This window comes from Streptomyces aidingensis (assembly GCF_900112355.1).
GTDB classification, from domain to species: Bacteria; Actinomycetota; Actinomycetes; order Streptomycetales; family Streptomycetaceae; genus Streptomyces; species Streptomyces aidingensis.
On record NZ_FOLM01000003.1, the window covers coordinates 413950 to 436142 of the forward strand.

21 protein-coding genes are annotated in these 22193 nt (G+C 74.5%); 17 read left to right on the forward strand and 4 right to left on the reverse strand.

The window, feature by feature from the left end; all coding sequences use genetic code 11:
* Positions 1–131: 131 nt before the first annotated feature.
* Both BM242_RS09015 and galE read right to left on the reverse strand, forming a co-directional pair.
* The gene (locus BM242_RS09015) at positions 132–1082 is read right to left on the reverse strand and encodes a cation diffusion facilitator family transporter (protein WP_093838164.1); all 951 of its coding nucleotides are present in this window, start codon (positions 1080–1082) and stop codon (positions 132–134) included.
* Between the two features lie 141 nt (positions 1083–1223).
* Complete coding sequence (gene galE / locus BM242_RS09020) at positions 1224–2228, reverse strand: UDP-glucose 4-epimerase GalE (RefSeq protein ID WP_093838165.1); 1005 nt, start codon at positions 2226–2228, stop codon at positions 1224–1226.
* Between the two features lie 204 nt (positions 2229–2432).
* Between galE and BM242_RS09025 the strand changes: the two genes are divergently transcribed.
* The 11 genes from BM242_RS09025 to BM242_RS09075 all read left to right on the forward strand — a co-directional run bounded on the left by BM242_RS09025 (position 2433) and on the right by BM242_RS09075 (position 14164).
* Complete coding sequence (locus tag BM242_RS09025) at positions 2433–4241, forward strand: DUF5941 domain-containing protein (RefSeq protein ID WP_093838281.1); 1809 nt, start codon at positions 2433–2435, stop codon at positions 4239–4241.
* Positions 4238–4990, forward strand: coding sequence for a phosphocholine cytidylyltransferase family protein (locus BM242_RS09030; RefSeq protein ID WP_093838166.1), 753 nt, complete (start codon positions 4238–4240; stop codon positions 4988–4990). Before BM242_RS09025 ends, BM242_RS09030 begins: the two co-directional genes overlap by 4 nt.
* On the forward strand, positions 4978–6045 hold the full coding sequence (locus BM242_RS09035; RefSeq protein ID WP_093838167.1) for an iron-containing alcohol dehydrogenase family protein: 1068 nt from the start codon (positions 4978–4980) through the stop codon (positions 6043–6045). Before BM242_RS09030 ends, BM242_RS09035 begins: the two co-directional genes overlap by 13 nt.
* Positions 6014–6817 (forward strand): CDP-alcohol phosphatidyltransferase family protein, encoded by an 804-nt coding sequence (locus BM242_RS09040; RefSeq protein WP_093838168.1) that lies wholly within the window; start codon positions 6014–6016, stop codon positions 6815–6817. Before BM242_RS09035 ends, BM242_RS09040 begins: the two co-directional genes overlap by 32 nt.
* A gap of 47 nt (positions 6818–6864) precedes the next feature.
* Positions 6865–7713, forward strand: a complete 849-nt coding sequence (locus BM242_RS09045) for a glycosyltransferase family 2 protein (protein ID WP_093838282.1) — start codon at positions 6865–6867, stop codon at positions 7711–7713.
* A 121-nt stretch (positions 7714–7834) separates the two neighbouring features.
* Positions 7835–8773 carry an ABC transporter permease gene (locus BM242_RS09050; protein WP_093838283.1) on the forward strand — a complete coding sequence of 313 codons (939 nt, stop codon included), beginning with the start codon at positions 7835–7837 and terminating at the stop codon, positions 8771–8773.
* Positions 8766–9608, forward strand: a complete 843-nt coding sequence (locus tag BM242_RS09055; protein WP_093838169.1) for an ABC transporter ATP-binding protein — start codon at positions 8766–8768, stop codon at positions 9606–9608. The genes BM242_RS09050 and BM242_RS09055 overlap by 8 nt, the downstream gene beginning before the upstream one ends.
* A 108-nt stretch (positions 9609–9716) precedes the next feature.
* Positions 9717–10661 (forward strand): squalene synthase HpnC, encoded by a 945-nt coding sequence (hpnC, locus tag BM242_RS09060; protein ID WP_093838170.1) that lies wholly within the window; start codon positions 9717–9719, stop codon positions 10659–10661.
* A gap of 10 nt (positions 10662–10671) precedes the next feature.
* Complete coding sequence (gene hpnD / locus BM242_RS09065) at positions 10672–11625, forward strand: presqualene diphosphate synthase HpnD (RefSeq protein ID WP_245833926.1); 954 nt, start codon at positions 10672–10674, stop codon at positions 11623–11625.
* Positions 11622–13106 (forward strand): hydroxysqualene dehydroxylase HpnE, encoded by a 1485-nt coding sequence (gene hpnE, locus BM242_RS09070; protein WP_107365101.1) that lies wholly within the window; start codon positions 11622–11624, stop codon positions 13104–13106. Before hpnD ends, hpnE begins: the two co-directional genes overlap by 4 nt.
* Positions 13103–14164 (forward strand): polyprenyl synthetase family protein, encoded by a 1062-nt coding sequence (locus tag BM242_RS09075; protein ID WP_245833927.1) that lies wholly within the window; start codon positions 13103–13105, stop codon positions 14162–14164. Before hpnE ends, BM242_RS09075 begins: the two co-directional genes overlap by 4 nt.
* Positions 14165–14308: 144 nt before the next feature.
* Here the strand turns inward: BM242_RS09075 and BM242_RS09080 are convergent, their stop codons facing one another.
* The gene (locus BM242_RS09080) at positions 14309–15970 is read right to left on the reverse strand and encodes a glycoside hydrolase family 13 protein (protein WP_093838171.1); all 1662 of its coding nucleotides are present in this window, start codon (positions 15968–15970) and stop codon (positions 14309–14311) included.
* 89 nt (positions 15971–16059) lie between these two features.
* On the reverse strand, positions 16060–16872 hold the full coding sequence (locus tag BM242_RS09085; RefSeq protein WP_093838172.1) for a tyrosine-protein phosphatase: 813 nt from the start codon (positions 16870–16872) through the stop codon (positions 16060–16062).
* A 98-nt stretch (positions 16873–16970) separates the two neighbouring features.
* Between BM242_RS09085 and BM242_RS09090 the strand changes: the two genes are divergently transcribed.
* The 6 genes from BM242_RS09090 (at position 16971) to BM242_RS09115 (ending at position 22191) form a co-directional block, all read left to right on the forward strand.
* On the forward strand, positions 16971–17711 hold the full coding sequence (locus BM242_RS09090; RefSeq protein ID WP_093838173.1) for an alpha-ketoglutarate-dependent dioxygenase AlkB family protein: 741 nt from the start codon (positions 16971–16973) through the stop codon (positions 17709–17711).
* Between the two features lie 509 nt (positions 17712–18220).
* Positions 18221–20104, forward strand: a complete 1884-nt coding sequence (locus tag BM242_RS09095; RefSeq protein WP_107365102.1) for a sensor histidine kinase — start codon at positions 18221–18223, stop codon at positions 20102–20104.
* Positions 20105–20269: 165 nt separating this feature from the next.
* Positions 20270–20686: a roadblock/LC7 domain-containing protein gene (locus BM242_RS09100; RefSeq protein WP_093838174.1), complete on the forward strand. Its 417-nt coding sequence runs from the start codon at positions 20270–20272 to the stop codon at positions 20684–20686.
* A 3-nt stretch (positions 20687–20689) separates the two neighbouring features.
* Positions 20690–21070: a DUF742 domain-containing protein gene (locus BM242_RS09105; RefSeq protein WP_093838175.1), complete on the forward strand. Its 381-nt coding sequence runs from the start codon at positions 20690–20692 to the stop codon at positions 21068–21070.
* Positions 21048–21665 carry a GTP-binding protein gene (locus BM242_RS09110; RefSeq protein ID WP_093838176.1) on the forward strand — a complete coding sequence of 206 codons (618 nt, stop codon included), beginning with the start codon at positions 21048–21050 and terminating at the stop codon, positions 21663–21665. The genes BM242_RS09105 and BM242_RS09110 overlap by 23 nt, the downstream gene beginning before the upstream one ends.
* Positions 21619–22191 carry a GAF domain-containing protein gene (locus BM242_RS09115; RefSeq protein ID WP_093838177.1) on the forward strand — a complete coding sequence of 191 codons (573 nt, stop codon included), beginning with the start codon at positions 21619–21621 and terminating at the stop codon, positions 22189–22191. Before BM242_RS09110 ends, BM242_RS09115 begins: the two co-directional genes overlap by 47 nt.
* Positions 22192–22193 lie beyond the last annotated feature (2 nt).

Below are 22193 nucleotides of genomic sequence, written 5' to 3' on the forward strand. Positions count from 1 at the left end.
ATCTCGACTTTCGCTCGCGACTCGCTCGGCTTGCGCGCCCTGACGATCACAGTCTGCCCGCTCCCGGCCCGGCCCGGTGACCGGACTGCCGCAGGCGGACACCAGTGCGGAACTCCCGCCGGCGCCCGGCCTCAGTGACACAGCCCCGGCTCGTGGTCGGCATGGCCGTGCGGTTCGAGCTGGAAGGTGCAGTGCTCCACGTCGAAATGGCCGCCCAGACACTCCTGGAGGTCGTGCAGCATCTGCTCGTGCCCCACCGCGTCCAGCGTCTCCCGGCCCACCACCACATGCGCGGAGAGCACCGGCATGCCGGAGGTGATCGTCCACACATGCAGATCGTGCAGATCCGTCACCCCCGGCAGGGCCAGGATGTGCGCCCGCACCTGGTCCAGATCCACGTCCCTGGGCGCCGCCTCCAGCAGCACCTCCAGCGCCTCCCGTGCCAGCCGCACCGTGCGCGGCACGATCAGCAGCGCGATCACCAGCGAGGCCACGGTGTCCGCCCGCTGCCAGCCGGTGGCCAGGATCACCAGCGCGGCGATCACCACCGCCAGCGAGCCCAGCGCGTCCGCCAGCACCTCCAGGAACGCGCCCCGCACATTGAGCGACTCCCGCTGGCCGCGCATCAGCAGGGCCAGCGAGACCATGTTGAGCAGCAGCCCCAGCACCCCGAACAGCACGGTGAGCCCGCCCGGCACCTCGGCCGGATCACGCAGCCGCTGCACCGCCTCGAACAGGATGTAGCCGCCCACCCCGAACAGCAGCAGGCAGTTCAGCAGCGCCGCCAGGATCTCCATCCGGGCCAGACCGAAGGTGCGCCGCCCGCCGGCCGGCCGCTGGGCGGCGGAGATCGCCAGCAGCGCCATGCCGATACCGATCACATCGGTGGCCACATGGCCCGCGTCCGCCAGCAGGGCCAGCGAACCGGTCAGCAGCGCGCCCACCACCTCGGCCACCAGCAGGGCGCAGGCGATCGCCAGGGTGAGCCGCAGCCGGCCGCGGTAGGCGGCGGCGGCCGTGCCGCCGCGGCCCCTGCCGGGGCCGCGGCCATGGCCGCGGCCGTGGTGGTGCCCGGCTCCCATCGTGCAGCGCCTCGCCTTCGCCCGCGGTCCGTCGGTGAGCCCAGTGAACTATGCCCCCCGGCCCCGCGGCAACGCGGCACTGAACACCGTTGTCATCTCCCCTGACCTGCGGTTTCGCCCGTCCGGGCGGTCAGGGGGCGGTCAGGGGGCGGCCACCTGCCCGGACACCTCGGCGGCCCCTTCCGCGGCCTGCCGCCGGCCCGCCCAGGCCGAGGCCACCATGTCGCGCAGATCACGCCGGGCGGTGAAGCCCAGCACCTCGGCCGCCCGGGCGACCGAGGCCACCACCCGGGCCGGGTCCCCCGGGCGCCGCCCGGTCACCTCGGCGGCCGGCTCCCGCAACCCGGTGACCTCCGCCACCAGCTCCGCCAGCTCCCGCACCGAGGTGCCCCGCCCGGTGCCGATGTTCACGGTCAGATCGCCGCCGCCGGACCGCCCGGTGTACCGGGCCGCCACCAGGTGCGCCCGCGCCAGATCCGCCACATGCACGTAGTCCCGCACACAGGTGCCGTCGGGGGTCGGATAGTCGTCACCGCAGATCTGCGGCGGCTCGCCCCTGGCCAGCCGTTCGAAGAACAGCGGGATGACATTGGAGGTGCCCCGGTCGGCCAGCTCCGGCCGGGCGGCGCCCGCCACATTGAAGTAGCGCAGACACACCGTGGCCATGCCGTGCGCCCGGCCGGCCGCCCGGGTCAGCCACTCCGCGGCCAGCTTGGTCTCGCCGTACGGATTGACCGGGCGGCAGGGGGCGTCCTCGGTGACCCGGTCGGTGTCCGGCGTGCCGTAGACGGCGGCCGAGGAGGAGAGCACGAACCGCCGGACACCGGCCGCCGCCACCGCCTCCAGCAGCACGGTCAGGCCATGGACGTTCTCCCGGTAGTAGAACTCCGGCCGGGCCACCGACTCGGCGACCTCCTTGCGGGCGGCCAGATGCACCACCCCGGCCACCCGCCGCCCGGCCAGCGTCCGGTCCAGCAGCGGCCGGTCGGCGACCGTGCCGCGCACCAGCGGCACCCCGGGCGGCAGCCGGTCCGGGATGCCGGCCGACAGGTCGTCGAGGACCACCACCCGCTCCCCGGCGGCCAGCATCTCCCGCACCACATGCGCGCCGATGTATCCCGCGCCGCCCGTGATCAGCCACGTCATGGACGGCAGCCTATGCCCCCGCGGGACGCCCCGGCGGCCGGCTGCGCCCGGGCGGCCCGGCGGAACGGTCCGTGATGAACGGACGGTGAAGAGACGGCCACCCATCCGCTAGTCTCGGCCAGCGGCCACAGGCCCGGGATGTGCCGCGCGGGGGCGGGCGCTTCCGGGCCCATCACCGTGCAGACCGCCGAGGAGTGGGTGACGCTGTCGACCGCCATGCTGACCGGCCAGCCCGTCGCGGGTTCACCTCTGGAGGAGGAACTCCGCCGCCTGGGCTTCACCGTACGCCGCCCGGACGGTGAACCCCCGCTCGCCGTACTGGCGGACCTGCCCGCCGGGGAACGGGTGGCCGTGGTCGACCCCCGCTTCGTCGGCCACACCCACAGCCTGCGCCTGGCCCTGGCCGATCCGCGCTTCCCGGCCGCCGCGGTCCCCGGCGCGCTGGGCGTGCAGCCGGCCGGCCGTCCGGCGCTGGAACGGGCGCTGGCCGCGGGCTGCCCGCTGCTGCCGGACCGGCTCGCCGGCCGGCTCGCGGCGGACGGCACGGCCGTGCACCGGCCGCCGCTCGGTCCGCTGGTGGCGCGGGTGCCGGAAGGCGGACCCGAGCGGGCGGCGGCCACCGCCGCGGTGGCCGCCGTGGACGGCGAGGCGGTCCGGCTGCGCTCCGCCGTGAAGGCCCGGGACGGCTTCTTCACCACCTTCTTCGTCAGCCCCTACTCCCGCCATCTGGCCCGCTGGTGCTCCCGCCGGGGGCTGACGCCGAACCAGGTCACCACCGCCTCGCTGGTCGTCGCGCTGGCCGCGGCGGGCTGCGCCGCCACCGGCACCCGCCCCGGCTACGCCGCCGCCGCGCTGCTGCTGCTCGGCTCCTTCGTACTGGACTGTGCCGACGGCCAGCTCGCCCGCTACGACCTGGCCTACTCCCCGCTCGGCGGCTGGCTGGACGCGGTGTTCGACCGGGCCAAGGAGTACGCCTTCTACGCCGGGCTGGCGCTGGGCGCGGCCCGCGGCGGCGACGGGGACCAGGTATGGGCGCTGGCGCTGGCCGCCATGATCCTCCAGACCTGCCGCCATCTGCTGGACTCCGCCTTCGCCGCCGCGGCCACCGGCGGCGGCCCGGCCGCGGCGCTCTCCGGCCGCCTGGACCGGGCGGGCTGGACGGTCTGGGCGCGCCGCATCGTGGTGCTCCCGATCGGCGAGCGCTGGGCCCTGCTGGCGGTGCTCACCGCGCTCACCACCCCGCGCGTCACCCTGACCGTGCTGCTGATCGCCGGCGGGGCCGCCGCCGGGTACACCACCGCCGGCCGGCTGCTGCGCTCCTGGCCGGGCCGCGGTTCCGGCGGCCCCGCGGCACCGGCCGCCGCCGCCCGGCGGCTGGCGGCGCTGACGGACGGCGGGGTGCTCGCGGCGGCGGCGGCGCGGTGGCCCCGGCCCGCCGCCCGGTACGCCGCACCGCTGTGGGCCGCGGCCGGCACGGCCCTGCTGACCGCCGCGCTGCTGCTCCCGGCCACCGCCGGCACCTGGTGGACCGCCCTGGCCGCGGCCGGCTACGCGCTGTGCGCGGGACGGGCGGTGGCCGCCCCGCTGACCGGTCCGCTGGACTGGCTGCTGCCCCCGATGTTCCGGGCCGCCGAGTACGGCACCGTGCTGATCCTGGCCTCCGGCGCCGGAAACGGCCCGCAGACCGACATTGCGATGAACGGAACCTTGCCCGCTGGTTTCGGGCTGGTGGCCGCCTGCGCCTACCATCACTACGACACCGTGTATCGCCCGCGGAACGACGCGGCACCGCCCCCCGCCCGGCTGGGATGGGCCTCCGGCGGACACGAGGGCCGCATCCTCGTGGTCGTGCTCGCCGCGCTCTGCGCGTCCGCGACGGCGTTCACCGTCACCCTGGCGCTCCTGGCCGGAGCGCTGGCGGCCCTCTGGCTCACCGGGAGCATCCGTTACTGGAGCTCCGGCCGGCCGGGCGGGGCGCGCCTTGCACACGACGAGTCAGGAGAGCCCGCATGATCGGCCTGGTACTGGCGGCTGGAGCCGGACGGCGGCTGCGCCCCTACACCGACACCCTGCCCAAGGCCCTGGTGCCCCTCGCCCGGGAGCGGGACGGCCGGCCCGTCACCGTGCTCGATCTCACCCTCGCCAATTTCGCCGCGATCGGACTGACCGAGGCCGCCGTGGTGGTCGGCTACCGCCAGGAGGCGGTGCGGGAGCGCCGGTCGCTGCTGGAGCGCCGGCACGGCGTGAAGCTCACCCTGATTGAGAACGACAAGGCCGAGGAGTGGAACAACGCCTACTCCCTGTGGTGCGCCCGCCAGGTGCTGGGCGAAGGGGTGATCCTGGCCAACGGCGACACCGTGCACCCGGCCTCGGTGGAGCGCGCCCTGCTGGCCGCCCGCGGCGGCGACCGCCGCATCATCCTCGCCCTGGACACCGTCAAGAAGCTGGCCGACGAGGAGATGAAGGTGGTCAGCGACCCGGCCGCCGGGGTACGCCGGATAACCAAGCTGATGGACCCGGCCGAAGCCGGCGGTGAGTACATCGGCGTCACGCTGATCGAGCCCGGGGCCGCCGCCGATCTCGCCGACGCGCTGCGCACCACCTTCGAGCGCGACCCCGGCCTCTACTACGAGGACGGCTACCAGGAACTGGTGGACCGGGGCTTCCGCATCGACACCGCCCCGATCGGCGAGGTGCCGTGGGTCGAGATCGACAACCACGAGGATCTCGCCCGGGGCCGGGAGATCGCGTGCCGGTACTGACCCGTCTGATCCCGTCCCCGGTCACGGTGGACATCCGCAGCGGCGCCCTGGACGGCCTCGCGGCGCTGCTGGCCGATCAGCGCATCGCCCCGACCGGCACGTTCGCGGTGGCCGTGAGCGAGGGATCGGGGCGTGCGCTGCGCGAGCGGCTCGCGCCCGAACTCCCCGGCGCCGACTGGTTCCAGGTCGGCGGCGGCACCCTGGACGACGCGGTACGGCTGGCCGGCCGGGTCCGGCGCGGCCACTACGACGCCCTGGTGGGGCTCGGCGGCGGCCGGATCATCGACTGTGCCAAGTTCGCAGCCGCGCGGGTCGGCCTGCCCATGGTGGCGGTCGCCACCAATCTCTCGCACGACGGCCTGTGCTCGCCGGTGGCCACCCTGGACAACGACGCCGGCCGCGGATCCTACGGGGTGCCCACCCCGATCGCCGTGGTGATCGACCTGGCGGTGATCCGCCGGGCCCCGTCCCGCTATGTCCGCTCCGGCATCGGCGACACCATCTCCAATCTCTCGGCGGTGGCGGACTGGGAGCTGTCGCACCGGGTCACCGGCGAGCCCATCGACGGCCTGGCCGCGGCCATGGCCCGCCAGGCCGGCGAGGCCGTGCTGCGCCACCCCGGCTGCACCGGGGACGACGACTTCCTGACGGTGCTCGCCGAAGGGCTGGTGCTCACCGGCATCGCCATGTCCATCGCCGGCGACAGCCGGCCGGCCTCCGGGGCCTGCCATGAGATCAACCACGCGCTGGACCTGCTCTACCCGCGCCGCCGGGCGCCGCACGGCGAACAGTGCGGCCTCGGCGCGGCCTTCGCCATGCATCTGCGCGGCTCCCCGCAGACCCCGCTGATCGCGGCCTCGCTGCGCCGCCACCGGCTGCCGGTGCTGCCCGGCGACATGGGTTTCACCGAGGAGGAGTTCCTCCGGGCCGTGGAGTTCGCCCCCCGGACCCGGCCCGGCCGCTACACCATCCTCGAACACCTGAACCTGACCACCGAACAGATCAGGAACGCGTACGCAGACTATGTCGACACCGTCAAAGCCATCGGTTGCTGAGCTCCGCCCCGTCGTCCATCCCCAGGGGATCAAGGACCGGCGCAGCGGCGAACACTGGGCCGGCCGGCTGTACATGCGGGAGATCTCCCTGCGCTGGACCCGGCATCTGGTGAACGGCCGGCTCAGCCCCAACCAGCTCACCGGACTGATGGTGCTGGCCGGAATGGCCGCGGGCGCGGTGCTGCTGCTGCCCGGGGTGCCCGGCGCGCTGGCCGCCGCCCTGCTGATCCAGCTCTATCTGCTGCTGGACTGCGTGGACGGGGAGGTGGCCCGCTGGCGCGGCGAGACCTCCGTCACCGGCGTCTACCTGGACCGGATCGGCCACTATCTGGCCGAGGCGGCGCTGCTGGCGGGCTTCGGCCTGCGCGCCGCCGATGTCTTCGGCTCCGACGGGGGCGGTCCGCAGTGGCTGTGGGCCTTTCTGGGCACGGTGGCCGCGCTGGGCGCCGTCCTGATCAAGGCGGAGACCGACCTGGTGGACGTGGCCCGGCTGCGCGGCGGCCTGGCGGCGGCCGGGGAGGAGTCCGCCACGCCGCGTTCCTCCGGGCTGGCGCTGGCCCGCCGGGCCGCCGCCGCGCTGAAGTTCCACCGGCTGGTCGGCGGCGTGGAGGCGTCCCTGCTCATCCTCGCCGTGGCCGCCTTGGACCGGCTCGCCGGAGGGACCTCCCCGCTCTTCTTCACCCGGCTCGGGGTGGCGGTGCTGGCGGCGATCGCGGTCGTGCAGACGGCGCTGCATCTGGTGTCCATCCTGGCGTCCAGCAGGCTGAGGTGAGCACGGTGGCCGCGGCACAGCTCAGCGTCGGCGCGGTGATCATCACCATGGGGGACCGTCCGGCCGAACTCGGCCGGCTGCTTCAGTCCGTGGCGGCCCAGGAGGGGGACCCGGTCCAGGTCGTGGTGGTCGGCAACGGCACCGAACTCCCCGGTCTGCCGTCCTGGGTGCGCACCGTGGAACTGCCCGAGAATCTCGGCATCCCCGGCGGCCGGAACGTCGGCATCGAGGCGTTCGGGCCGGGCGGCGGCGAGGTGGACGTGCTGCTGTTCCTGGACGACGACGGCCATCTGCCCGACCGGGAGACCGTGCAGCGGGTGCGGCAGGCGTTCGAGGCCGATCCGCGGCTCGGCATCATCAGCTTCCGCATCACCGATCCCGAGACCGGGACCACCGCCCGGCGCCATGTGCCGCGGCTGCGCGCCTCGGACCCGGCGCGCTCCTCCCGGGTGACCACCTTCCTGGGCGGCGCCAACGCCGTCCGCAGCCAGGTGTTCCAGCAGGTCGGCCCGTTGCCGGACCGCTTCTTCTACGCCCATGAGGAGACCGACCTGGCCTGGCGGGCGCTGGACGCCGGCTGGTCCATCGACTACCGGGGCGATCTGGTGCTGCACCATCCGACGACCTCGCCCGCCGCCCGGCACGCGCTCTACCACCGGATGCTGGCCAGGAACCGGGTCTGGCTTTCCCGCCGGAATCTGCCGCTGCCGCTGATCCCGGTCTATCTTCTGGTGTGGCTGGCCATCACGCTGGCCCGGCGGCCGTCCGGGCCCGCGCTGAGGGCCTGGCTGGGCGGTTTCGCGGAGGGCTGGCGCACTCCGTGCGGTCCCCGGCACCCGATGAGCTGGCGTACCGTGTGGCGACTGACCCGTCTGGGACGCCCCCCGGTGGTCTGACAGGCTCGGGTCTGACACCATCCTGTGGCCGGAACGTGACCGGGCACCCGGTGGGGGGCCCGCTCGTGCCGGCGCGGCAGCTGTGCCCTGTGACGTGGCCGAAGAGGACGAAAGTTTCAAGGTGAGCGAGACAACGCACCAGCGGACGACCGCCGGTTCCCCGGGCCCCGCGCCCGACCGAGATCTCAGCGCCGCGGAGCTGGCGGCCCGCCACGGCCTGACGGTCAGCGGTGCCCGGCCGTCGCTTCCCGACTATCTCCGGCAGCTCTGGGGGCGCAGGCATTTCATCCTGGCGTTCTCCCAGGCCAAGCTGACCGCGCAGTACAGCCAGGCGAAGCTGGGCCAGCTCTGGCAGGTGTTCACCCCCCTGCTGAACGCCTTCGTCTACTTCCTGATCTTCGGCCTGCTGCTCGGCGGCCGGGGCAACATGGAGATGCCGGAGTACATCCCCTTCCTGGTCATCGGCGTCTTCGTGTTCACCTTCACCCAGTCCTCGGTGCTCGCCGGGGTGAAGTCGATCTCGGGCAACATCGGCCTGGTCCGGGCCCTGCACTTCCCCCGGGCCTCGCTGCCCGTCGCCTTCTCGCTCCAGCAGCTCCAGCAGTTGCTCTACTCGATGATCGTGATCGCCGCCGTGCTGGTGGGCTTCGGGCACTACCCGACCTGGAGCTGGCTGCTGATCGTCCCGGCGCTGGCCCTCCAGTTCCTCTTCAACGCCGGCCTGGCCCTGATCTTCGCCCGCTGGGGCAGCGCCACCCCGGACCTCGCCCAGCTCATGCCCTTTGTGCTGCGCACCTGGATGTACGCCTCCGGGGTGATGTTCCCGCTCCACTACATGGTCATCGAACGGGCGAACGGCCCGGAGTGGCTGGCGAACCTGTTGATGAGCAACCCCGCCTCCGTCTACATGGAGGTGATGCGCCAGTCGCTGATCAGCGGACCCGCCCACCAGAGCCTGCCGGGCTGGTTCTGGCTGCTCGCGGTCGGCTGGGCCCTGGTGATAGGGGTCGGCGGCTTCGTGTACTTCTGGAAGGCGGAGGAGCGGTACGGCCGTGGCTGAGCGAAACGACACCGCCGGGCGCGCCGGCTCCCCGGGCACCGGCACGGAGCCGGCGGACGGGCGGGAGCCGGCCGGCGAGCCGCGCGTGCCGACCGTGATCGCGGACGATGTGCATGTGGTCTACCGGGTCTGGGGCGCCGGGCCCAAGGGCAATGCCGCCGCCGCGCTGCGCCGCATGGTGCGCCGGGAACGCCGCCCCAAGGTCACCGAGGTGCACGCGGTGCGCGGGGTCAGCTTCATCGCCTACCGGGGCGAGGCCATCGGCCTGATCGGCTCCAACGGCTCCGGCAAGTCCACCCTGCTGCGCACCATCGCCGGGCTGCTGCCGCCCGAGCGGGGCCGGGTCTACACCAATGGCCAGCCGTCCCTGCTGGGCGTCAACGCCGCCCTGATGAACGACCTGACCGGGGAGCGCAACGTCGTCCTGGGCGGGCTGGCCATGGGCATGACCCGGGAGCAGATCAAGGGGCGCTATCCGCAGATCGTGGAGTTCTCCGGGATCAACGACAAGGGCGACTTCATCAACATGCCGATGCGGACCTACTCCTCCGGCATGTCCGCCCGGCTGCGGTTCTCCATCGCCGCCGCCAAGGACCACGATGTGCTGATGATCGACGAGGCGCTGGCCACCGGCGACAAGAAGTTCCAGCGCCGCTCCGAGGCCCGCATCCGGGAACTGCGGGAGCAGGCCGGCACGGTGTTCCTGGTGAGCCACAACAACCGCTCGATCCGGCAGACCTGTGACCGGGTGCTGTGGCTGGAGAGCGGCGAACTGGTCATGGACGGCCCCACCGACCTGGTGCTCAAGGCGTACGAGGAGGAGACCGGCCGCTGACCGGCGCCCGGCCCCGGCCGCGGTACGGCCCCGCTCCCGCGGTGGGCGGGGCCGTACCGCGCGTGTCCGGATCCGGCGCCGGTCACCCGGCAAGGTAGAAATGAAGGTATGACCATCACCGCTGCGGGGGCAGCGCCACCGGCGGACCAGGACGCCGTCCGCGCCACCCTGGCCAAGGCGGCGCGGGAGAACTTCCCGGTCGCCCCGGGATTCCTGCCCCGGGCCTGGCGCCAGGACCTGATCGCCGTCTACGGCTGTGCCCGGCTGATCGACGACATCGGCGACGGCGACCTGGCGCCCGGCGGCGCCGACGCCGGGCTGCTCGGCGTCCCGGAGCCGGACCGCGGTGACCGGCTCGCCCTGCTGGACGCCGCCGAGGCCGATCTGGACCGGGCCTTCGCCGCGGCCCGCGGCGCCGCCGCGGAGGGCCCCCGCCACCCGCTGCCGGCCGCGCTGGTGCCCGCCGTGCGCCGGTCCGCGCTGAGCCCCGAGCCGTTCCGCGCCCTGATCGAGGCCAACCGCCAGGACCAGCGGGTCCACCGCTACCGGGACTTCGCCCAGCTGCTCGGCTACTGCGAGCTGTCCGCCAACCCGGTGGGCCGGCTGGTGCTGGCCGTCACCGGGACCACCACCCCCGAGCGGGTGCGCCGCTCCGACGCGGTCTGCACCGCCCTCCAGATCATCGAGCATCTCCAGGACACCGCCCAGGACCTGGCCCGCGGCCGGATCTACCTGCCCGCCGACGACATGGAGCGGTTCCGGGTCGGCGAGGCGGACCTGGCCGCGCCCACCGCGGGCGCCTCGGTGCGCGCCCTGGTCGCCGTCCAGGCCGACCGGGCGCGTAGGCTGCTCGACGAGGGCGCGCCGCTCGTGGGCAGTGTGCACGGACGGCTCCGGCTGCTGCTGGCCGGTTTCGTCGGCGGCGGCCGGGCGGCGCTGCGGGCCATCCACAAGGCCCGCTTCGACGTGCTGGCCCAGGCCCCCACGGCCGGCCGGACCGGCCTGCTGACCGCCACCGCCGCCACCCTGCGGCACCACGCGACGAGAATGTGAGCTCCCACCCGTGACCCAGAGCCCACGGCTGACCCCAGCGCTCGCCGCGGCCTACCGCTACTGCGACGCCGTCACCGCCGGCCAGGCCCGCAACTTCGCCTACGGCATCCGGCTGCTGCCCGCCGCCAAACGCCAGGCCATGTCCGCGCTCTACGCCTTCTCCCGGCGGATCGACGACATCGGCGACGGCACCCTGGAACCGGACGTCAAGGAGCTGCGGCTGAAGGAGGCGCGGGGCCTGCTGGACCGCATCCGGCACGGCGAGATCGGTGAGGACGCCACCGACCCGGTGGCCGTCGCCCTGGGCCATGCCGCCCGCCGCTTCCCCATCCCCATGGCCGGCCTGGACGAGCTCATCGACGGGGTGCTGATGGATGTGCGCGGCACCGCCTACGAGACCTGGGAGGAGCTGCGCGGCTACTGCCGCTGCGTGGCCGGGGCCATCGGCCGCCTCTCGCTGGGGGTCTTCGGCAGCCGGCCCGGCGCCCGGGACTCCGCCCGCGCCGCCGAGTACGCCGACACCCTGGGCCTGGCCCTCCAGCTCACCAACATCCTGCGCGACCTGCGCGAGGACGCCGCCGACGGACGCAGCTACCTGCCCGGCGAGGAACTGCGCGCATACGGCTGCACCGAGGGCTTCGGGCGCCCGGAGCCGCAACCCGGCTCGGACTTCGAAGGGCTGGTCCGCTTCCAGGTGCGCCGCGCCCGCAGGCTGTTCGCCGAGGGCTTCCGGCTGCTGCCGCTGCTGGACCGCCGCTCCGGTGCCTGCGTGGCCGCCATGGCCGGGATCTACCACCGGATGCTGGACCTGATCGACGCCGACCCGCGGGCCGTGCTGCGCGGCCGGGTCTCGCTCCCCGCCGCCCAGAAGGCCCTGGTCGCGGTGCGCGGCCTGAGCGGCTGGGAGGCCCGGTCGGTGGCCCGCGCCACCGCCCGGCCGGCCGCCCCCGGAGGCCCGGCATGACCGCCGGGCGGTCCGCGCTGGTGATCGGCGGCGGGCTGGCCGGGGTGAGCGCGGCGCTGTCGCTGGCCGACCGCGGCCACCGGGTCACCCTGCTGGAGAGCCGCTCCCGGCTCGGCGGGCTGGCCTCCTCCTTCCGCCGCGACTCACCCGCCGGCCGGCTCACCGTGGACAACGGCCAGCATGTCTATCTGCGCTGCTGCACCGCCTACCGCTGGTTCCTGGACCGGATCGGCGCCGCCGCGCTGGCCCCCGTGCAGCGCCGGCTGGACGTGCCGGTGCTGGACGCCGCCCGCGGCCGGCTCGGCAGCCTGCGCCGCACCGGCCTGCCCGCCCCGCTGCATCTCGCCGGGGCGCTGGCCGGCTACCCCCATCTGTCCGCCGGGGAACGGGCCAGGACCGCCCTGGCCGCCCTCGCGCTGCGCCGGCTGGACCCGCACGACCCGGCCCTGGACGGCCGGTCGTTCGGCGACTGGCTGCGCCGCCACGGCCAGAACGGGCGCTGTCTGGCGGCGCTGTGGGACCTGGTCGGGGTGGCCACCCTGAACGCCCGCGCCGAGGACGTCTCGCTGGCCCTGGCCGTGATGGTGTTCCGCACCGGGCTGCTCACCGACCCGGCCGCCGCCGACATCGGGCTGCCCGCCGTGCCGCTGGGCGAGCTGCATCACACCCGGGCCGGCGCCGCCCTGGAGCGGGCCGGGGTCCGGGTCCGGCTGCGCACCCGGGCCAGGGCGGTGCGGCCGGCCGGCGAGGGCGGCACCGGCTGGCGGGCCGCGGTGCGCGACGCAGACGGCCGGCTGGCCGAGCTGACCGCGGACAGCGTGATCCTGGCCGTGCCGCAGCGGGAGACCCACGGGCTGCTGCCGCCCGGGGCGCTGCCCGACCCCGGCCGGCTGCTGCGGATCGGCACCGCGCCGATCCTCAATGTCCATGTGGTCTACGACCGGCCGGTGCTGCGGCGGCCCTTCTTCGCCGCGCTGGGCACCCCGGTGCAGTGGGTCTTCGACCGCACCCGCCCCGCCGGACTGACCGGCGGCGGGCAGTATCTGGCGCTCTCCCAGTCGGCGGCCCGGGACGAGATCGACCTGCCCGTGGCCGAGCTGCGCGCCCGCTATCTGCCGGAGCTGGAGCGGCTGCTGCCGCCCGCCGGGAAGGCCGTGGTGCGGGACTTCTTCGTCACCCGGGAACGCACCGCGACCTTCGCCCCGCAGCCCGGGGTGAACCGGCTGCGGCCCGGGCCCCGCACCCGGGCCCCGGGCCTGTGCCTGGCCGGCGCGTGGACCGCCACCGGGTGGCCCGCGACCATGGAGAGCGCGGTCCGCAGCGGCCTGGCCGCGGCCGGGGCGGTCTCCGGCGGCCGGGCGGCGGAGACCCCGGGCGGGCCGGTGCGGCTGCCCGGTGAGCACCTCCCGGCCCACGGCGGCGACGCCGCGCAGGACCCGGCGGCCGGCGCGCCGCCCGTACCCCATGAGGAGCACCCGTGACCGCGACCGACACCACCGCTGAGGTACTGGCGCTGCTGGAGCGCGGCCGGGCGCTCACCACGCCCGCCCTGCGCACCGCCGTCGGCAAGCTGGCCGCGCCCATGAACACCGTCGCCGCCTACCACTTCGGCTGGATCGACGCCACCGGCCGCCCGGCCGACGGCGACGGCGGCAAGGCGGTCCGCCCGGCGCTGGCCATCCTCTCCGCCGAGGCCGCCGGAGCCCCGGCGGAGGCCGGGGTGCCCGGCGCGGTGGCCGTGGAGCTGGTGCACAACTTCTCGCTGCTGCACGACGACCTGATGGACGGCGACGAGCAGCGCCGCCACCGGGACACGGTCTGGAAGGTGCACGGCCCCGCCCAGGCGATCCTGGTCGGCGACGCCCTGTTCGCGCTGGCCCTGGACACCGTGCTGGACGGCTCCGCGCCCGGCAGCGCCATGGCCAGGGCCGCCCGCCGGCTGGCCAACGCCAGCCGGGCGCTGATCGACGGCCAGGCCCAGGACATCACCTTCGAGAGCCGGGAGCGGGTCACCGTCGCCGAGTGCCTGGAGATGGAGGGCAACAAGACCGGCGCCCTGCTGGCCTGCTCGGCCTCCATCGGCGCGGTGCTGGGCGGCGCCGACGACCGCACCGCCGACGGCCTGGAGTCCTACGGGCACCATCTGGGCCTGGCCTTCCAGGCCGTGGACGACCTGCTGGGCGTCTGGGGCGACCCGGCCAGCACCGGCAAGCAGACCTGGAGCGATCTGCGTCGCCGCAAGAAGTCGCTGCCGGTGGTCGCCGCCCTGGCGGCGGAGAACCCGGCCGCGGAGCGGCTGGCCGCGCTGCTCACCGCCGACGCCAAGAAGCCGGCCGAGGAGTTCCAGGACTTCGACGAGGCCGAGTTCGCCACCCGCGCGGCGCTGATCGAGGAGGCCGGGGGGCGGCGGTGGACCGCCGACGAGGCCCGCCGGCGGCGCGACGCCGCGGTGCACGCCCTGGACGGCCTGGACATCCCGCCCGCGGTCCGCCGCCGCTTCACCGCCCTCGCCGACTTCATCATCACCCGCCGCCACTAGGCCCGGTCCGGCACCCGGCGCCGGTCGGGCCCGCGGCGTCCGGTGCGGTGCGCCCCGAAGCCCCGCGGGCCCTGGAGGTGCCCCCGGCAAGGCGGAGGGCCGGCCCCGGCCGCCGGCCTGGGCGGGCCGCCGGGGACGCGGGTCTCACGGGGCGGTGAGCCAGGCGGCGGTGTCCGGCGGCAGACCGCCGCCGTCCAGCGGGCCGCTGGCCAGCAGCACCTCGCGGTGCGGTGGCAGCGGCTGCGGCCGGCCGGAGAGGTTCACCGCGCAGCGGAAGCCGGGCCGGCGTGCGAAGGCCAGCACCTCCGGCGCGGACGGCAGCCATTCCAGCGCCGGGCCGTCGCCCTCGCCCAGCGCCGGATGGGCGCGGCGCAGCCGCAGCGCCCGCCGGTACAGCTCCAGCATGGACGCCGGGTCCCCGCTCTGCGCGGCCACGGTCAGGTCCTTCCAGGCCGGGGGCTGCGGCAGCCACGGCGGTGCGCAGGCGCCCGGCGGGGAGAAGCCGAACGGCGGCTCCTGCCCGGACCAGGGCATCGGCACCCGGCAGCCGTCGCGTCCCCGCACGGTCCGCCCGGAGCGTTCCCACACCGGGTCCTGGAGGACCTCCTCGGGCAGGTCCTCCACCTCCGCCAGGCCGAGCTCCTCGCCCTGGTAGAGGTAGGCCCCGCCGGGCAGCGCCAGCATCAGCAGCGCGGCGGCCCGGGCCCGCCGCAGGCCCAGCTCCAGGTCGAGCGGGGCGTCGGTCGGGGAGCGGGTCAGCACCCAGTCCCGGGTCTGCGGGCGGCCCAGTCTGCTGGCCGCCCGCAGCACATCGTGGTTGGACAGCACCCAGGTGGCCGGTGCCCCCACCGCGGACAGCTCCGCCAGGGTGCCGGAGACGACCTCCCGCAGCCGCCGCGGCTCCCACCGGCTCAGCATGAAGTCGAAGTTGAAGGCGGTGTGCAGCCCGCCGGGGGCCACATAGCGGGCCAGCCGGGCCGGGGAGCGCAGCGACGCCTCGGCGACGAACATGCGATCGCCCGGGAACTCCTCGGCCAGCTTCCGCCATTCCCGGTACACGCGCTGCACCTCGTCCCGGTCCCAGTGCGGATGGCCGGGGTGGGCCCGGGGCGCCACCGGATGGTCCTCGGCGAAGTCCGGCAGCCGGCCGTCCTTGGCCAGGCCGTGGGCCACGTCCACCCGGAAGCCGTCCACGCCGCGCTCGAACCAGAACCGCAGCACCGAGGCGAACTCGGCGGCCACCTCGGGATGGTCCCAGTTGAGGTCGGGCTGCCCCGGGGCGAAGAGATGGAGATACCACTCGCCGGGGCGGCCGTCCGCCTCGGCGACCCGGGTCCAGGCCGGGCCGCCGAACACCGACGCCCAGTTGTTGGGCGGCAGCGCGCCGCCGGGGCCGCGCCCCGGCCGGAAGTGGTAGCGGGCGCGTTCCCGGCTGCCGGGCCCGGCAGCCAGCGCCGCGCGGAACCACTCGTGGCGGTCGGAGGTGTGGTTGGGCACGATGTCCGGGATGATGCGCAGCCCCAGCCGGTGCGCCTCCTCGATCAGCTCCTCCGCCTCCCGGAGCGTGCCGTACACCGGGTCGATGTCCCGGTAGTCGGCCACGTCGTAGCCGTGGTCGGCCATGGGGGAGGGGTACCAGGGGGTGATCCACAGCGCGTCCGCGCCCAGCCCGCGCAGATACGGCAGCCGCTGCCGGATACCGGCGATGTCCCCGACACCGTCGCCGTTTCCGTCCGCGAAGCTGCGTATGTAGATCTGGTAGATGACGGCACTGCGCCACCACGGCGCGTCGGGCACGGCGGACATGCTGGGTCACGGCTCCTGGAGGCGCCGGGCCGCCGGCCGCCCGCGCGGTGCGGCCCGGAGAGGGTGGGCGTGGACGGTCGGGCGGACGGTCAGGCGGAGGCGCCGAGCAGCGAGGCGCGCAGCCGCTCGCGGTCCGGGGCGGTCAGGCCCAGGCCGCGGGAGAGATAGTTCTCGGTGCCGCTCCACTCCTGCTCGATCTCGTCGAAGGCGGCCTGGAGGTACTCCGCCCGGGCATCGAACAGCGGCGCCAGCAGCTCGGTGATCTCCGCCGTGGCGGCGGCGTCCTCGGTCCGCTCCGAGGCGGCCCGCCGGAACCGGTAGCGGCGCTGGGCATCGCCCGAGAGCAGATAGTCGGTGACGATGGCGTCCCGCTCCACCCCCACCGCCAGCAGCACCACGGCCACGGTCAGGCCGGCCCGGTCCTTGCCGGCGGCGCAGTGCAGCAGCGCCGGCATGGCGCCGTCCGCCAGGGTGCGCAGCACCTGCCCGTACTCGGCGGTACGGGCGCTGATCAGCATCCGGTAGGAGGCCGTCATCCGGGCCGCGGCCCGGCCGTCGCCCAGGGATTCCCGCAACTGGGACAGATCGCCGTGCCGCACCATGCGCCAGAACTCGGCGCCGTCCGCCGGATCGCTGAGCGGCAGATTCACGTTCCGCACACCGGGCAGTTCCACGTCGAGGCCGTCCACCGCCCGGTCCGCGGAATTGCGGAAATCGAAGATGGTGTGCAGTCGCAGCTCCGACAGAAACCGCTGGTCCTCCTCGGTGGCATGGGCGAGGTGACCGCTGCGGAAAAGCCGCCCGGTGCGGATCCGGTGGCCGTCGGTGGTCGGCAGGCCGCCCAGATCGCGGAAATTGCGGACATTGGTGAGAAGCGGCTCGGCGGACTGCTGCTGCGTCACTGGACCTCCGGACGACACTGCCGCCGGCGTCCGCGCCGACGGGCGGGAGGGCCACCCTACGCCAAGACATGCACGGATGAGGGTGTGATGATGACCGCATGGAGGGCGTGCAGGGTCCGGAAGGTGAACTGTTTCCGATCGAAGATGTCCGGGAGCCGGTGACGGTGGCACCCGGCGCGGTGCATCTGCCCGGCCGGCTCGGCCCGGGGCGGCAGCGGGAACTGCTGGCCGCCTGCCGCGTGTGGTCCCGCCCGCCGGCCGGACTGCGCACCGTGCGCACCCCGGGCGGCGTGATGTCCGTGCGGCAGGTCTGTGTGGGCCTGCACTGGTATCCCTACGGCTATGCGCGGACCGTGGTGGACGGCGACGGGGCGCCGGTGAAGCCGTTTCCGGCCTGGCTGGGGGAGTGGGCCCGTCGGACCGCGGCAGCGGCCGGGTACGCCGCGGAGGAAGCCGGGGAAGCCGGGGAAGCCGGGGAGGCCGGGGCGGCCGGGGAAGCCGGGAAATACGCCTATGACATCGGGCTGGTGAACTTCTATCCGCCGGGGGCGCGGATGGGGATGCACCGGGACGGCGACGAGCGCTCCGCCGCCCCGGTGGTTTCCTTCAGCCTGGGGGACGCCTGTGTCTTCCGGTTCGGCAATACCGCCGGCCGCTCCCGCCCGTGGACGGATGTGGAGCTGCGCAGCGGGGACGCCTTCGTGTTCGGCGGTCCGTCCCGGCTGGCCTACCACGGCGTGCCGCGCACCCGGCCGGGGACCGCCCCGGCCGCGCTGGGCCTGGCCGGCCGGCTGAATGTCACCGTGCGGGTGTCCGGCCTGGACGGTCCGGGCCGGTGACGGTGTGTGTGTCCTGGGTCACCGCTGTGCCTGCCGCGTGCGCCAGTTGTGGGCGGGAGCGGTGTGCGGTGTGGCGCCGGTGAGGGCGCTATGGGAAGCTCCGGAAAAGCTCCGGTACGGGCGTGCGGAAGGGTAGCGTGCGTTCGCGGACGTTCCTGGTCCGTCCCTCGGGAATTGCCCGGGAAAGTCGTTTCATGGCCCGTCTTGCGGTCCGGAACGGCGAACCCGGTTGGTTCCGGGGGGCGTTATGATCCCCCGGAACGATCAAACGAACAACCGAACTTTTCACTCGTCGGGAGCTGGCGAGGGGTGGCGAATCCCGGAACTCACGCCATCCCGCGCGATGTTGGCGGCTAGCGTGGCCGGGCACGCAGTACCTTCACCCCGCCGCCCGTACCGGCGCGCCCGGTGCCCGCCCAACTTCCGGGCGGATACCACCTGTTCGCCGATCGCCCGCTGCCGACCCACAGTTGAACCGCGTGAGCTGACGACACACTCCGAGGACGCCGATGCCCGAACCGCAGAGTTACGCGGCGAGCGCCGGAAGCGGACGCCCCGCTCCCGGTGGTTCACGGCCCGCTCCCACCGGCTCCGCCCCGCGTTCCGCCGAACGCCACCACGGCCGGGCCTCGGCCCGTCTCGCCGAGGGCGAAGGCGAAGCGCGGCGGCGCGTGCTCCGCCTGGCGGTGGTCCCGTCGCTTCTGGTCTCCGCGGTCTGCACCGCGGTCGTCACCTATCTGCTGCGGGTGCACGACGGACCGGGCAACTACTCCCCGGCGCTGTGGACCGTGCTCGGCGGTGCTCTGCTGCTGGTCTGCCTGATCGTGGCCGGTGCCGCCTACGGCGCCACCGGCGAGAGCCGGGCCCAGGCCGCCCGCTACGCCGCGCTGCGCCGCCAGGCCGCCCGGGGCCGCGGGGAACTGCACTCCCTGCTCCGGCGGGTGGAGCGGGGCGAGCGCATCCGCCCGCCGGAGCACGCCCCGCCGCCGCCCGACCCGGACGGCGACGCCATGGAGCAGCTGGCCCGGGAGATCGCCTGCGCCCAGTACGCGGCCCAGGCGGCGGTGGCCGAGGCCGCGCATCTGGTGCGCGGCAGCGTCAGCGGCAGCGACGAGAAGGTCGAGGTCTTCGTCAACCTCGCCCGCCGCCTCCAGTCGCTGGTGCACCGGGCCATCGAGTATCTGGACGAGCTGGAGAACGAGGTCGAGGACCCGGACCTGCTCAAGGGCCTGTTCAATGTCGACCACCTGGCCACCCGGATCCGCCGGCACGCCGAGAACCTGGCCGTGCTGGGCGGCGCGGTGGCCCGCCGGCAGTGGACCCGCCCGGTCGGCATGACCGAGGTGCTGCGCTCCGCCATCGCCGAGGTGGAGCAGTACTCCAGGGTCAAGCTGGTGCCGCCGGTCGAGGGCACGCTGCGCGGCCACGCCGTGGCCGACGTCATCCATCTGCTCGCCGAGCTGGTGGAGAACGCCACCGCCTACTCCGCGCCGCAGACCCAGGTGCTGATGCGCGCCCAGTACGTCACCGCCGGTCTGGCGGTCGAGGTGGAGGACCGCGGGCTGGGCATGAGCGCCGCCGAGCAGAAGCGGATGAACGCGCTGCTCTCCGGCGCCGAGCGGATCGAGGTGGGCGAGCTGCTCCGGGACGGCCGCATCGGCCTGTTCGTGGTGGCCTCCCTCGCCCAGCGCCACAACATCGTGGTGCAGCTCCAGAGCAACATCTACGGCGGCACCCAGGCGGTGCTGGTGGTGCCGCGGGAACTGCTGGGCGAGTCCGCCGGCGAGCGCTCCGGGGGCCGGCAGCCGGCCGGCGCGGTGACCGCCGCCCCGGCCCCGGCTCCCGCCCCGGCCGCCGCTCCCGCCCCGGCCGCGTCCGGGCACCCGCTGCCGCAGCCGCGGCGGGAGGCGATAGAGCCGGCCGAGCACAGCCGGCCGGATCTGGCCGGCCCCGCGGCGGCCGGGCCGCCCGCCCCGGTGGACCCGGTCGGCCGGGTCGGCCGCGGCACCGCCGGGCAGCACGGCCACGCCCGGCCGGAAGCCCACCGGCCCCCGCCCCAGCCGCAGCCCAAGGCCCAGCCGGACCCCCGGCCCGAGCCCCGGCCCGGGGAACTCGGCCGGACCCAGGAGCGGGCCCAGGAACGCGGACATCCGGCGGCACAGGGCCCGGCCACCATGCCGCTCGGCGTGATCCCCCCGCTCGGCGACCAGGGGGCCGACCGCCGCCCCGAACTCCCGCGCCGCCGCCGTCAGGAGCACCTGGCACCGCAGTTGCGGGACGAACCGCAGTCCCGTTCCCCCGCCCAGGACGACCGGGAATTCGGTCACGATCCCGGTCTGATGGCCGCCTTCCGGCGCGGCGCCAACCTCGCCAACGATTCGGAAGAACGGTAACGACCCGCTATGCAGAACCCCAGCCCAGACCGCTAGCCCCGAGCGTGCACCAGAGGCGGGCCGCCGCCACCGTCACGGCCGCGGCCCGCCCCGAACCCCCGGCTACATCGCCAGCCGCGTAGCCGCGCACCCTCAGACTCAGCCCTTGAGGAGACTTAGGCGACCATGGTGAGTGAAGCGCCCCTCGGCCAGACCACGGACCTTTCCTGGCTGCTGTCCGGCCTTGTGCAACGGGTCCCGCACACCCGCAGCGCGCTCCTGCTGTCCAGCGACGGGCTGGTGAAGGCCGCCCACGGACTGGACATCGACGCCGCGGACCACCTGGCCGCGCTGGCCTCCGGCCTGTACTCGCTGGCCCGGAGCGCCGGAGCCCGGTTCGGCGACGGCGGCGATGTGCGGCAGGTGGTGGTGGAACTGGACGCCACGCTGCTGTTTGTCTCGACCGCCGGGCAGGGCGCCTGCCTGGCCGTGCTGGCGGGCCGGGACGCGGACGCCGCGGTGCTCGGCTACGAGATGGCCATGCTGGTCAAGAGCGTGCGACCGGCGCTGATGACGCCGGCGCGGCAGCACGCGGGACAGTGACCGGTGCGGGATCCGGAGCGGGAAGACCCTTATCTGGACGACCGAGCCGGGCGGCTGGTGCGGCCGTACACGGTCAGCAACGGCCGGACCCGGCCCACCGCCGCCTTCGATCTGCTGACCCTGGTCATGGCCACCGGCCGGGGGCGGTCCCACAACCATCTGGGCCCCGACCACAGCGAAGTGCTGGGGCTGTGCACCACGCCGATCACGGTGGCCGAGATCGCCGCCCACATCAGGATGCCCGCGGCGGTGACGAAAGTTCTCCTGTCCGACCTGGTCGACTCCGGAGCCGTGACCACCCGGGAACCGGTGGTGCCGCGTCACGACTCCACCGACCGAGACCTGTTGGAGGCGGTGCTGCATGGACTCCGCAAGCGGCTCTGACCCGTTCCCCACGGCAGTCAAGATCCTGATCGCGGGCGGGTTCGGCGTCGGCAAGACGACTTTTGTCGGCGCGGTCAGCGAGATCGAGCCGCTGAGCACCGAGGAACTGCTCACCCAGGTGAGCGCCGCCCACGACAGCCTGGACGGGGTGGAGAACAAGCGCACCACCACCGTGGCGATGGACTTCGGGCGGATCACCCTCAGCGAGCAGCATGTGCTCTATCTCTTCGGCACGCCGGGCCAGGAGCGCTTCTGGTTCATGTGGAACGAGCTGTGCGAGGGAGCCCTGGGCGCCGTCGTGCTGGCCGATACCCGTCGGCTTGCGGACTGTTTCTCGGCGGTCGATTTCTTCGAGCGCCGGGGAATCGATTTCATTGTGGCGGTGAACGAGTTCGACAACGCGTACCGTTACACGCCCGAAGAGGTGCGGGCGGCGATCGACCTCAGTCCCGAGGTGCCGGTGGTGCTGTGCGACGCCCGCCAGGCCGCCTCCGGGACGCAGGTCCTCATCACCCTTGTCCAGCACCTGATCAACACGAGGAGCCCCTATGGCGACGTCGTACGACCCCACGAGTCACCTGCTGCTTACTCCTGAGGACCGCGACGCCCCGGCCCGGATGATGCGTTTCCGGGAGCTGGGGCTGGGCGACCGTCCGGTGGCCGAGTTCGACGCGTTCGCCCGCAGGCTGGCCGAGCTGACCGGCGCGCCGTTCGCGGTGGTGAATTTGGTGGGGGAGGACCACCAGTATTTCGCCGGGCTGTACGCCACCGGCAGCGAGCAGGCGGTGGAGCTGGGCCCGAACGAGCCGGCGGGCGGGATGGACCGGATGATGGACCGGGACCACGGCTACTGCCCGCATGTGGTGGTGCGGAAGAAGGCCCTGGTGCTGGAGGACGTCTGCGACTACCCGCGGTTCGCCGGCAACCCGGTCGTGGACGAGCTGGGCATCCGCTCCTATCTGGGCGCCCCGCTGCTGGACCCCTCGGGCATCGCGCTGGGCACCGTCTGCGTGGTCGACCAGGAGCCGCGGCCCTGGGGCCGCCAGGGCCTGGAGACCATCAAGGCCATGGCCGCAGAGCTCGCCGCCACCATCCAGCGCGGAATCGCCGTCCCCCACTGAAC